This is a genomic window from Pseudomonas sp. RIT-562 (genome assembly GCF_026241895.1).
Classification (GTDB): domain Bacteria; phylum Pseudomonadota; class Gammaproteobacteria; order Pseudomonadales; family Pseudomonadaceae; genus Aquipseudomonas; species Aquipseudomonas mandelii_F.
In genome coordinates, this window is the sequence record NZ_JAPJIV010000003.1 from 256834 (window position 1) to 269778 (window position 12945).

Here is a 12945-nt window from a genome sequence, read left to right on the forward strand (position 1 = left end):
CCTGTACCGAGCGCAACGTCAGGGCTTCGCGGCCGAGCGGGCGCACGCGAGCCCCAGACATAAAAAAACGGCCCGTCTCCAGAAGAGACGGGCCGTTTCGTTTTCGGCAAAAGCTCAGAGCATCAGCTCATTGCAGTTACTTGTTCAAGCGGAAATCAGCCTCCGCTGCGGCGAAGCGCTGCAGCATGCCAGCAGTCGGTGCGCCGAGCTTGCTGACGATGTAGATCGCCAGGCTGGCGAAGATGAAGCCCGGGATGATTTCGTACAGGCCCAGCAGTTCGAAGTGTTTCCACACGATCACGGTGATCGCGCCGACCAGGATGCCGGCCAGTGCGCCGTTGCGGGTCATGTCTTTCCAGATCACGGAGATCAGCACAACCGGACCGAATGCAGCACCAAAGCCGGCCCAGGCGTAGCTGACCAGACCCAGTACGCGGTTTTCCGGGTTGGCGGCCATCGCGATGGCGATCAGGGCAACCAGCAGGACCATGGCGCGGCCGACCCAGACCAGTTCGACCTGGGAGGCGGATTTACGCAGGAAGGTCTTGTAGAAGTCTTCGGTTAGGGCGCTCGAGCACACCAGCAGTTGGCAGCTCAGAGTGCTCATTACAGCCGCCAGAATGGCCGACAGCAGCACACCGGCGATCCATGGGTTGAACAGGATTTTCGCCAGTTCGATGAACACGCGCTCGTGGTTTTCGGTTACAGGACCGGCCACTTCAGGGTGTGCCGAGAAGTAAGCGATACCGAAGAAACCTACAGCGACAGTGCCGCCCAGGCACAGGATCATCCAGGTCATGGAGATGCGGCGAGCCTTGGCGATCGACTTGACCGAATCCGCCGCCATGAAGCGCGCGAGGATGTGCGGCTGGCCGAAGTAGCCCAGGCCCCAGCCCATCAGCGAGATAATCCCGATGAAGGTGGTGTTTTTCAGCATGTCGAAGTTGCTTGGATCTTGCGCTTCGATGGCCAGGAACGTGGTGTCGACGCCACCGGTAGCCAGCAGCACGATGATCGGCGTCAGCAGCAAAGCGAAGATCATCAGCGTGGCTTGCACGGTGTCAGTCCAGCTCACGGCCAGGAAACCACCGACGAAGGTGTAGGCAATCGTCGCCGCAGCACCGGCCCACAGCGCAGTCTCGTAGGACATGCCGAAGGTGCTTTCGAACAGACGGGCGCCAGCGACGATGCCGGATGCGCAGTAAATGGTGAAGAACACCAGGATCACAACGGCCGAGATAATCCGCAGCAGGCCGCTTTTGTCTTCAAAACGGCTGGAGAAGTAATCCGGCAGAGTCAGTGCATCGCCGTTGTGCTCGGTCTGCACGCGCAGGCGGCCAGCGACGAACAGCCAGTTCAGGTAGGCACCGATGATCAGGCCGATGGCGATCCAGCTTTCGGACAGACCGGACATATAGATGGCGCCCGGCAAGCCCATCAACAACCAGCCGCTCATGTCGGAGGCGCCGGCGGACAATGCAGTCACGACGCTACCCAGGCTGCGACCGCCCAGAATGTAATCGGAAAGGTTGTTGGTGGAGCGATAGGCCATGAAGCCGATCAGTACCATTGCTGCGATGTAGATCACGAACGTGATCAGGGTTGGATTGCTAACGCTCATTAAGTTACGCCCTGGCTTTGTTTTTATGTAGCGGCGGTTTTGGATAACCGCTCGCAAACGACGACGTTTGACAGACGATTGTGGAACCCGCGCATTTATGACTGATGTTTCCCCAGGAAAGCCATCAGCCGGCACACCTGACTTTGGAGCCGGTTGCACCTTCGCCGCGAATGCTATTCAACAAAGCAAATAAGGTGCAACCTGTTTCGCTCGAATAAGTTGCACCTAGTCGGAATTATCATGCAAATAGGGTTTTTTGCTCCCTTTTAGCGCAGTCCGTAGCGCCGGCTATAAGCAAAAGCACCAAGCGGGAGCGGCACGTTCGTACCGGAATTTTTTTCCTGACGAGCTGCCTGTAATTCCGACAAAAAAAGGGTTGCACCCGGTTGCACCTCGATCAGCGCAGGGCTAATCTTGCCGCCAGCTGATGCCACGCAGTTGTGGCAAACATGAGGATAAAAATATGGCTACCACCACTCTTGGGGTCAAACTTGACGACCCGACCCGCGAACGCCTCAAGGCCGCCGCGACCTCGATTGATCGCACTCCGCACTGGCTGATCAAACAGGCCATCTTCAATTACCTGGAGAAACTCGAGGGTGGTGCAACCCTGACCGAGCTGAACGGTTTGACCAAGGATTCCGACGATTCCGTCGACGCGCCTCTGGATCATGCCCATCAGTGCTTCCTGGAATTTGCTGAAAGCATCTTGCCGCAGTCGGTACTGCGCGCCTCGATCACCGCCGCCTACCGCCGCCCAGAGCCGGAAGTCGTGCCGATGCTGATCGAGCAGGCTCGCCTGCCAGTAGCCATGGCCGAAGCTACCAACAAACTTGCCGCCTCTATCGCTGAAAAACTGCGCAACCAGAAGAGCGCAGGCGGCCGCGCCGGGATTGTTCAGGGGCTGTTGCAGGAATTTTCCCTGTCGTCCCAGGAAGGCGTGGCCTTGATGTGCCTGGCCGAAGCCCTGCTGCGTATTCCGGACAAAGGCACCCGTGACGCGCTGATCCGCGACAAGATCAGCACCGGCAACTGGCACCCGCACCTTGGCAACAGCCCGTCGCTGTTCGTCAACGCTGCCACCTGGGGCCTGCTGCTGACCGGCAAACTGGTCTCGACCCACAATGAAGCCGGCCTGACTTCGTCCCTGAGCCGCATCATCGGCAAGAGCGGCGAGCCGATGATCCGCAAGGGCGTCGACATGGCCATGCGCCTGATGGGCGAGCAGTTCGTCACCGGCGAAACCATCGCCGAAGCACTGGCCAACGCCAGCAAGTTCGAAGCCAAGGGCTTCCGCTACTCCTACGACATGCTCGGTGAAGCCGCACTTACCGAACACGACGCCCAGAAATACCTGGCGTCGTACGAACAAGCCATCCACTCGATCGGCAAAGCGTCCCACGGTCGTGGGATTTATGAAGGCCCGGGCATCTCCATCAAGCTGTCCGCACTGCACCCGCGTTACAGCCGTGCGCAGTACGAGCGCGTGATGGAAGAGCTGTACCCGCGCCTGCTGTCGCTGACCTTGTTGGCCAAGCAATACGACATCGGCCTGAACATCGATGCCGAAGAAGCTGACCGCCTCGAGCTATCGCTGGATCTGCTGGAGCGCCTGTGCTTCGAGCCGCAACTGACCGGCTGGAACGGCATCGGTTTCGTGATTCAGGCTTACCAGAAGCGTTGCCCATATGTGATCGACTACGTGATCGACCTGGCTCGTCGCAGCCGTCATCGCCTGATGATCCGCTTGGTAAAGGGCGCGTACTGGGACAGCGAAATCAAGCGCGCCCAGGTCGAAGGCCTGGAAGGCTATCCGGTCTACACCCGCAAGGTGTACACCGACGTTTCCTACATCGCTTGCGCTCGCAAATTGCTGTCGGTACCGGAAGTCATCTACCCGCAATTCGCTACGCACAACGCCCACACCCTGTCGGCTATTTATCACATTGCCGGTCAGAACTATTACCCAGGTCAGTACGAGTTCCAGTGCCTGCACGGCATGGGCGAACCGCTGTACGAACAGGTTGTAGGCAAAGTTTCCGAAGGCAAGCTGAACCGTCCGTGCCGCGTGTACGCTCCGGTCGGCACCCACGAAACGCTGCTGGCGTACCTCGTACGTCGCCTGCTGGAAAACGGCGCGAACACCTCGTTCGTCAACCGCATCGCCGACCAGTCCATTTCGATTCAGGAGCTGGTGGCCGATCCGGTAGCCAGCATCGAGCAGATGGCGACGCTGGAAGGCGGCTTCGGCCTGCCACACCCGCGTATTCCGCTGCCGCGTGATCTGTATGGTGCCGAGCGCGCCAACTCCAGCGGCATCGACATGGCCAACGAACATCGTCTGGCTTCGCTGTCCTGCGCTCTGCTGGCAACCGCTCATAACAACTGGAAAGCTGCGCCGATGCTCGGTTGCGCATCCAGCTCCGAAACGCCTGCGCCGGTGCTGAACCCGTCCGATTTGCGTGACGTGGTTGGTCACGTACAAGAAGCAACCGTCGAAGATGTCGATAACGCGATCCAGTGCGCCCTGAACGCTGCACCGATCTGGCAGGCCACCCCGCCCGCCGAACGCGCGGCGATTCTGGAACGTGCCGCTGACTTGATGGAAGGCGAAATCCAGCCGCTGATGGGCTTGCTGGCTCGTGAAGCCGGCAAGACCTTCGCCAACGCCATCGCCGAAGTGCGTGAAGCGGTGGACTTCCTGCGTTACTACGCGGTGCAGGCGCGCAACGACTTCACCAACGATGCGCACCGCCCGCTGGGCCCGGTGGTCTGCATCAGCCCGTGGAACTTCCCGCTGGCGATCTTCAGCGGCCAGGTCGCCGCAGCATTGGCCGCCGGTAACCCGGTGCTGGCCAAACCTGCGGAACAAACTCCGCTGGTGGCGGCTCAAGCCGTGCGCCTGATGCTCGAAGCCGGCATCCCGGAAGGCGTGCTGCAACTGCTGCCGGGCCGCGGTGAAACTGTCGGTGCCCGCCTGGTCGGCGACGATCGGGTCAAAGGCGTGATGTTTACCGGCTCCACCGAAGTCGCTCGCCTGCTGCAGCGCAACGTCGCAGGTCGCCTGGATGCACAGGGTCGGCCGATTCCGCTGATCGCCGAAACCGGTGGCCAAAACGCGATGATCGTCGACTCCTCGGCACTGACCGAGCAGGTTGTGATCGACGTGGTGTCTTCGGCATTCGACAGCGCCGGACAACGTTGCTCGGCACTGCGCGTCCTGTGCTTGCAGGAAGACTCCGCTGACCGTGTCATCGAAATGCTCAAGGGCGCGATGGCTGAATGCCGTCTCGGCAACCCTGAGCGACTGTCCGTGGACATCGGCCCGGTGATCGACGCCGAAGCCAAGGCCGGCATCGAGAAGCACATCCAGGGTATGCGCGACAAAGGTCGCAACGTGTACCAGGTGGCGATCGCCAACAGCGAAGAAGTCAAACGCGGCACCTTCGTGATGCCGACCCTGATCGAGCTGGAAAGCTTCGACGAGCTGCAACGGGAGATCTTCGGCCCGGTGCTGCACGTGGTCCGCTACAAGCGCAAGGACATCGACCAGTTGATCGGCCAGATCAATGCCTCCGGCTACGGCCTGACCCTGGGCGTGCACACGCGCATCGACGAGACCATCGCCAAGGTGATCGACAACGTCAACGCCGGTAACGTCTACGTCAACCGCAACATCGTGGGCGCTGTGGTCGGCGTGCAGCCATTCGGCGGCGAAGGCCTGTCGGGCACTGGCCCGAAAGCCGGTGGTCCGTTGTACCTGTACCGCCTGCTGTCGACTCGTCCTACGGATGCGATCGAACAATCCTTCGCTCGCGGCGATGCTCTCGCGGCACCGGACGTTCGTCTGCGTGACGCCATGAGCAAGCCGCTGACCACTCTGAAAGCCTGGGCTGACAGCAACAAATTCGCCGATCTGGCGACCTTGTGTGTGCAGTTCGCAGCGCAATCGCAAAGCGGTATCACTCGCCTTCTGGCGGGCCCTACCGGTGAACGCAACAGCTACGCCATCCTGCCGCGCGAACACGTGCTGTGCCTGGCGGAAGTCGAAGGCGACCTGCTGACCCAACTGGCTGCCGTGCTGGCGGTTGGTGGCTCGGCGGTGTGGCCGGAAGCGGAATTGACCAAGGCCTTGTACGCTCGTCTGCCGAAGGACGTTCAGGCACGCATCAAGCTGGTTGCCGACTGGGGCAAGGACGAAGTGGTGTTCGACGCGGTTCTGCATCACGGCCATTCCGACCAGCTGCGCGCGGTCTGCCAGCAGGTGGCCAAGCGTGCTGGCGCGATTGTTGGAGTTCATGGGTTGTCCCAGGGCGAGACCAACATTGCGCTGGAGCGCCTGGTGATTGAGCGGGCGTTGAGCGTTAACACCGCTGCGGCGGGCGGTAATGCGAGCTTGATGACAATCGGCTAAACCGCTCCAAAATCAGGCACCCGCAACGGGTGCCTGGAATGCAAAACCCTTGTGGGAGCGGGCTTGCTCGCGAATGCGGTGTGCCAAACACCTTTGTGTCGACTGACACACTGCATTCGCGAGCAAGCCCGCTCCCACATTGATTTTCACCGACCCCATTGCCAAACAAGACATTTGTCTTGAGGTGTCTGGTAAGTCGGTGCTCTGATCTACCATCACGCTCATCAATCATCCTGTTCACCCCGCCCTCCCCACGCCTAGACTCGGCCCATTCCAAAAAAAGGTAGGCCGCCATGTCCGAGACGTTGCTCAGTTCCCGCAATCTGGCTTTCGAGCTGTACGAAGTCCTCGATGCCGAAGGCCTGACCCAGCGCGAGCGCTTCGCCGAGCACAATCGTGAAACCTTCGATGCCGCCCTGGGCACCGCTCGCAGCATTGCCGAAAAATTCTTCGCCCCGCACAACCGCAAGGGTGACGAGAACGAGCCTCGCTATGAGTACGGCCAGGCGATTCTGATTCCCGAAGTGAAACCGGCGGTGGACGCGTTTCTCGAAGCCGGCTTCCTCAACGCCGCGCGTAGCTTTGAGGCCGGCGGCATGCAGTTGCCGACGCTGTTGTCCCAAGCCTGCTTTGCGCACTTCCAGTCAGCCAACGCAGCGTCAACCTCGTACCCGTTCCTGACCATGGGCGCCGCCAACCTGATCGAAAGCTTCGGCACCGACGAACAAAAGCAGCGCTTCCTGCAGCCGATGATCGACGGCCGTTTTTTCGGCACCATGGCGCTGACGGAACCCCACGCCGGTTCTTCCCTATCGGATATTCGCACCCGCGCCGAGCCCGCGTCAGACGGTACTTATCGCCTCAAGGGCAACAAGATCTTCATCTCCGGTGGCGATCACCCGTTGTCGGAAAACATCGTGCACATGGTGCTGGCCAAACTGCCGGACGCACCGGCCGGGGTGAAGGGTATTTCACTGTTTATCGTGCCCAAATTCCTGGTCAACGATGACGGCAGCCTGGGCCAGCGCAACGATGTATTGCTGGCGGGCCTGTTCCACAAGATGGGGTGGCGCGGCACGACGTCCACAGCACTCAACTTCGGTGATAACGGCGGCTGCGTGGGCTATCTGGTGGGTAAACCCCATCAGGGCCTGAGCTACATGTTCCAGATGATGAACGAAGCGCGGATCGGTGTCGGCATGGGCGCCGTCATGCTTGGCTATGCCGGCTACCTGTACTCCCTGGAGTATGCGCGCGAGCGGCCGCAGGGGCGGGTGCCGGACAGCAAGGACCCGAACACCGCGCCAGTGGCGATCATTCAACACGCCGACGTCAAGCGCATGCTCCTGACCCAGAAGGCCTACGTCGAAGGCTCGTTCGACTTGGGGTTATACGCGGCGCGACTGTTCGATGACACCACCACGCTTGAGACCGAAGCCGAGCGCAAACAGGCGCATGAGCTGCTGGACCTGCTGACGCCGATCGTCAAATCCTGGCCTTCGGAGTTTTGCCTGAAGGCCAACGAACTGGCGATCCAGATCCTCGGAGGTCATGGTTACACCCGCGAGTATCCGGTGGAGCAGTACTACCGCGATAACCGCTTGAACCCGATCCACGAGGGTACCCACGGCATTCAGTCGCTGGATCTGCTGGGGCGCAAGCTGGCGCAGAACGGTGGTGCGGGGCTCAAGCAACTGATCCGCCTGATCGCCAACACTGCCGAGCGTGCTCAGGCATACGAAACATTGACCCCGTTGCGTGAACCGCTGGAGAAACTGGTGGCGCGCCTGCAAACGGTGACTATTGGCCTGCTGACCGATCTGGGTCAGGGCAAGGTCAACAGCAGCCTGGCGAATTCGGCGCTGTACCTGAAAGTGTTCGGGCATACGGTCATTGGCTGGCGCTGGCTGGAGCAGGCGATCCGCGCCGAGGAAGGCTTGGCCAAGGGCAATGCCGCAGATGTCAGCTTCTATAAAGGCAAGCTGCAGGCGGCGCGGTATTTCCTCACGTGGGAAGTACCGGGTTGCCACCATGAGCTGGCGCTTCTTGAGGCGCGCGATGATGTGTGTCTTGGGATGCAGGATGAGTGGTTCTAAGGTTTTGGGTGATTGTTAAACCCAATCGCGAGCAAGCTCACTCCTACAGTAAATGCGTCCGGCCGAAAAACGCATTTCAAATGTAGGAGTGAGCCTGCTCGCGATGGCGGAAGAACAGCCAACGCGACATCAGCTCAACCGAAACCCACCCATCTGCCGCGCCAGATCATCCGCCAGCCGCTGCAACGTCTGGCAATCCTCCCGACAAGCTCTGACCTCCCCGGCCGTCGCCCGGGCCAGGTCGGAAATTCCCTGCACGTTGCGGTTGATCTCCTCAGTCACCGCAGACTGCTCTTCAGTCGCCGTCGCCACCTGATGGTTCATGTCGCTGATTCGTTCAACCTGACCGGTAATCGCGGTCAATGACGCCCCAGTGCGCTGGCTGGACTCAACCCCCGTGCCAGTCGCCGCTTGCCCGGAGTGCATCGAGGACACCGCATTTTCCGCGCCCTGCTTGAGGCTGCCGATCATCTGCTGGATCTCATCAGTGGACGCCTGGGTCCGTCGCGCCAAAGTGCGCACCTCATCCGCCACCACCGCAAACCCTCGGCCCATATCGCCGGCGCGAGCCGCTTCGATCGCGGCGTTGAGCGCCAGCAGATTAGTCTGTTCGGAAATCCCGCGGATCACCGCCAACACCTGGTCGATGGATCCGACCTGATGCGCCAGCTCACCCACCGCTGCAGCAGCCAGGCCAATTTCATCGGACATGCTCTCAATGTGCCGAATCGATCCGCCCACCACTTCCCGCGCCTGCAACGCCTCGTCCCGCGCGCTTTGCGAAGCAACGGCAGCGTTACCGGCATTCTGCGCAATTTCCTGGACCGTCAGGCCCATCTCGTGGACAGCGGTGGCAACCATGTCAGTCATTTCCTGCTGACGACCGGAACGCTCGGCAGTGTTGTCCACCACCCTGGCGACCTGGCCCACGGCTGTGCGCAGACGCTCGCTGGTGGTCAAGACTTCACCAATCATGACACGCTGGCTATCGAGAAACCGATTAAAGCCCCGCGCCAGATCGCCGAGCTCGTCGGCCCGGCTGGCATCCAGGCGGTGGGTCAAATCTCCACCACCGCTACCGATGGCAACCAGCGCCGCTGTTACCTGGCGAATCGGCCGCACCAGCCCGCGGGCCAGCAATACCACCAACAACAGGCACACCAATGCCACGGCGAGGCCAATACCACCACTCATCCACATGGCACGGCGGGCTTCGGCATAGATCTGCGACTGCGGCACTTCGGCCACCAGGGTCCAGCCCAGATCCCTCAAGGGCAGGCTCAGCGCCAGAAAATCTTCGTCTTCGCGCATAAAGCTGCTGCTGGCGGCAGTTGTTTGACCCATGACGGCCCGCGCAGCCGTCTCGCCAATTTGCTCGGCAAGCGTGCGCTTGCCGCTGAATTGCGCATCGGGATGCACCTGGATCAAACCGTCGGAACGCACCAGATAGACCTTGCCGCGCTCACCGAAGCTGAAGTTGTGAATCAGCTCCGACAGCTCTTTCATGCTCAGGCCGAGCCCGGCAACACCCACGACTTTGCCGGCCTGCTCGACTTTGAGGTCGATGAACAGTGCCAGTTCTCCAGTCGCGGTGTCATTGTCGATATTGAGGGTGCGTTGCTGATTACTGTCGAGGAATGAGTAGAACCAGGCATCCTTGGGGTTGGTACGGCTAAGCGTGCGGTCCAGGCCTTTCTCGGTGTAGTAGTGGTTGGAAGCAGTGCCAACCATCAGCGCGGTAAAGGCTTTGTGCTCGGCGCGAATACCTTCCAGGTAGGTGACAAAGCTCGCCGCCTGGGCACTGTTTTCGCCCCCGGCCAGCCAGTCCCGCACCATGCTGTTGCTGGCGATGTCCTTGGCGGCGGTGAGCGGCTGAACAAGAATGCGCTCGATGTCGTTGCGCATCGCTTCGATGCTGGACGGCAGCGCCTGCTCGACCAGATAGCTCTGGGCCAGACGATTGACCACGAGGGTATAAATGCCAACCACGATGAGCACGCTGACCAGCAGGGCGGTGCCCATGCTCAGGATCAGCTGCCATTGAATACTGCGACGCCAGAACTGCATGGAGCACCCCCAAAGAATAAGAGGCTGGAACACTGCAACAGCCGTGCCGATTGTATACAAACCAAACGACAATTTATTCTTTGGTTGTGCGCAAGGCCGATCAGGCTTGATTGATGGTCTTGGCGATCACTTCAACCGTGGCGCTGACTTGCTCTTGATAACGGTCGAGTTCGAGCTTGTGTTGCTTGCGCATTTCGATCTGCTGAGAGCACAGGTTCATGGCCGCCAGCACGAGCAACCGATCACCAATCAGCGTCGGGTACTTCTTCTTCGTGTCGGCCAGTGCAGCCTTCAACATCAGCGCGGCGTCCAGCAGGGTCTGTTCCTCCCCGGCCGGCGCCCTGATCGAATAGTCCTCCCCCAGGATGGAGACGACTTTTACCCCTGCGGCGCCCTGACTCATGCGCTGACCGGGCCGGCGCTGACACGCTCAACCAGGGCCTGGATGCGCGCTGCGGTAGCGCCGTGTTTCTCTTCCTGCTCCATCAGGTTCAGCTGCAGGCTTTCGTTTTCATCCTTGGCCTGGGCCAATTCTGCGCTAAGGGTCTGGTTGGTGCTGAGCAGGGTCTGGTTCTGTTGCACCAGGTCGCTGACCAGTTGTTCCAATTGGCTTAGGGATGCTTCCAACATTTTGATCTTCCGGGCATTTTCAAAGGGCGCGTACGATAAAGAAAAGTCACCACGGAAGCCAGGGGTATTCAGGCGCAAGGCCTTGATTTTCCTGGCGGGCGACCTTTCTCGCGAGCTTTAAAGACTGTGATTGGCGGATCTGGTTCCTGCACTTCGTCGCCAGATCGTTGATGCGACAAATACGCACAGGCACTCAAGACTTTAGTCGTATGACCGATAAGCCCTCCATACGACAGTCTCAGCGCCGCATGGATGCGCCTTCACCGGAAAACACCATGTCCCTTCGAAATATGAATATCGCTCCGCGGGCGTTCCTCGGTTTTGCTCTCATTGGCGGGCTGATGCTGGTTCTGGGGGTGTTTGCCTTGAACCAGATGAGCAAGATTCGCGCAGCAGGCGAGGATATTGCCTCTGCAAGCGTCCCAAGCGTGAAAAGCATCGATGAGTTCACCCAGCTCACCCTGCGCCTGCGAGTGCTGTCCTATCGCTTATTGACCAACCGCGAAGCCGACGTCCAGCAGAAAACCTTTGAGCTGTTCGACACTCGCAACCAGCAGATCCGCGACGCACAGAAAGCCTACGAGCCGCTGATCGACGGCCCGGTCGAGCGCGCGGCCTACGATCAGTACCTGCAACTGTTGGGGCAGTATCGTCAGCTTGAAGACCAGATGAAGAGCCTGTCGCGTAACAATCAGGTCGAAGACCTGCGCAAGATGCTCAACACCGAGTTGCTGGCAAACTCCGAGGCAGTCAACACGGCGTTGGCCAAGCTGCTGGAGATCAACACCCAGCAGATCGCCGAAACCAGCCAGGAGGCCGCCGACCAGTATGCCTCGGCGTTTAACCTGGTTGTCGCGCTGCTGGTGCTGGCCTCGGGCCTGACCTTGTTGTTCGCCTGGTTATTGACCAATAGCATCACCAAACCGATCGCCAATGCCCTGGAGGCCGCCGAAGCCATTGCCGAGGGCAACCTGACCCGTCCGATCACCGTCGATGGCGAAGATGAAGCCGGCCGCCTGTTGCTCGCCATGTCGAAGATGCAGGAGAAATTGCGTGACACCCTGCAGCGTATTTCCGGTTCCGCCACTCAACTGGCTTCCGCGGCTGAGGAACTCAACAGCGTCACCGATGAAAGTGCCCGCGGCCTGACCCAGCAGAACAACGAAATCGAACAGGCCGCCACGGCGGTGAACGAGATGACCAGCGCCGTGGAAGAAGTCGCGCGTAACGCGGTCAGCACTTCCGAAGCGTCAAAGAACGCCACCACGTCCGCCGGCGACGGCCGCGATCTGGTGCAGGAAACCGTCAGCGCAATTGAACGCATGAGCGCCGATGTGCAGAGCACCGCGACCCTGATCGGCGACCTGGCCAACGAGTCCCGGGATATCGGCAAGGTTCTGGATGTGATCCGTGGCCTGGCCGACCAGACCAACCTTCTGGCGCTGAACGCCGCAATCGAGGCGGCCCGTGCCGGTGAAGCCGGGCGCGGCTTTGCCGTGGTGGCTGACGAAGTTCGCGCACTGGCGCACCGTACTCAACAATCGACCAGCGAAATCGAACGCATGATCGGCAGCATCCAGAGCGGCACCGAGCACGCGGTAAATTCGATGCGTAACAGCACCGAGCGCGCGGAATCGACCCTGAGCATCGCCCGTGGCGCCGGTCTGTCGCTGGACACTATCAATACTGCCATCGTCGAGATCAATGAGCGCAACCTGGTGATCGCCAGCGCGGCAGAAGAGCAGGCGCAGGTCGCGCGCGAAGTGGATCGCAACCTGGTGAACATCCGGGATTTGTCGGTGCAGTCGGCGACCGGAGCCAGCCAGACGAGCGCGGCCAGCAGTGAGCTGTCGCGGTTGGCAGTGGATTTGAATGGGATGGTGGGGCGGTTTAGCCTCTAAAGGCCACCCCTTCCCCTGTAGCAGCTGGCGAAGCCTGCGTCCGGCTGCGAAGCAGTCGTAATCCGGCATGCAGGCTGTCCCTGACACACCGCACGTTGCAGTCTGACGACTGCTACGCAGCCGAACGCAGGCTTCGCCAGCTGCTACGAGGATCTGCGTTCGTTTGAGGATTTTGAATCCCTGTCAAAAGCTTTTTGACAGCATCACATTTCAACA

The 12945-nt window shown here is 60.3% G+C and carries 7 protein-coding genes and 2 pseudogenes; 4 read left to right on the forward strand and 5 right to left on the reverse strand.

All coding sequences use genetic code 11. The features are described 5' to 3' along the window. Positions 1–136: 136 nt before the first annotated feature. Positions 137–1621 (reverse strand): sodium/proline symporter PutP, encoded by a 1485-nt coding sequence (putP, locus tag ORL50_RS06035; RefSeq protein ID WP_266011079.1) that lies wholly within the window; start codon positions 1619–1621, stop codon positions 137–139. 463 nt (positions 1622–2084) lie between these two features. Here putP and putA point away from each other — a divergent pair, with 463 nt between their 5' ends. Both putA and ORL50_RS06045 read left to right on the forward strand, forming a co-directional pair. Further along, entirely contained in the window at positions 2085–6035 is a 3951-nt protein-coding gene (putA, locus tag ORL50_RS06040) for a trifunctional transcriptional regulator/proline dehydrogenase/L-glutamate gamma-semialdehyde dehydrogenase (RefSeq protein WP_266011081.1), read from the forward strand. Between the two features lie 293 nt (positions 6036–6328). Beyond that, positions 6329–8131, forward strand: coding sequence for an acyl-CoA dehydrogenase (locus ORL50_RS06045; protein ID WP_266011083.1), 1803 nt, complete (start codon positions 6329–6331; stop codon positions 8129–8131). Between the two features lie 129 nt (positions 8132–8260). Here the strand turns inward: ORL50_RS06045 and ORL50_RS29030 are convergent, their stop codons facing one another. From ORL50_RS29030 to ORL50_RS06060, 4 genes and pseudogenes are all read right to left on the reverse strand, one after another. Continuing rightward, positions 8261–9106 carry a methyl-accepting chemotaxis protein gene (locus tag ORL50_RS29030; RefSeq protein WP_416236008.1) on the reverse strand — a complete coding sequence of 282 codons (846 nt, stop codon included), beginning with the start codon at positions 9104–9106 and terminating at the stop codon, positions 8261–8263. 21 nt (positions 9107–9127) lie between these two features. Beyond that, positions 9128–10198, reverse strand: a pseudogene (locus tag ORL50_RS29035) (HAMP domain-containing protein); the annotation flags it as partial. Between the two features lie 100 nt (positions 10199–10298). Then, entirely contained in the window at positions 10299–10601 is a 303-nt protein-coding gene (locus ORL50_RS06055) for a cell division protein ZapA (RefSeq protein ID WP_266011087.1), read from the reverse strand. After that, on the reverse strand, positions 10598–10828 hold the full coding sequence (locus tag ORL50_RS06060; RefSeq protein WP_266011089.1) for a hypothetical protein: 231 nt from the start codon (positions 10826–10828) through the stop codon (positions 10598–10600). The genes ORL50_RS06055 and ORL50_RS06060 overlap by 4 nt, the downstream gene beginning before the upstream one ends. 290 nt (positions 10829–11118) lie before the next feature. On the opposite strand from ORL50_RS06060, the pseudogene ORL50_RS29040 reads away from it, so the two are divergent. Both ORL50_RS29040 and ORL50_RS29045 read left to right on the forward strand, forming a co-directional pair. Continuing rightward, a pseudogene (locus ORL50_RS29040) lies at positions 11119–11874 on the forward strand (MCP four helix bundle domain-containing protein); the annotation flags it as partial. Then, entirely contained in the window at positions 11866–12729 is an 864-nt protein-coding gene (locus tag ORL50_RS29045; protein WP_416236009.1) for a methyl-accepting chemotaxis protein, read from the forward strand. The pseudogene ORL50_RS29040 and the gene ORL50_RS29045, both read left to right, overlap by 9 nt. The last annotated feature ends 216 nt before the right edge of the window (positions 12730–12945 follow it).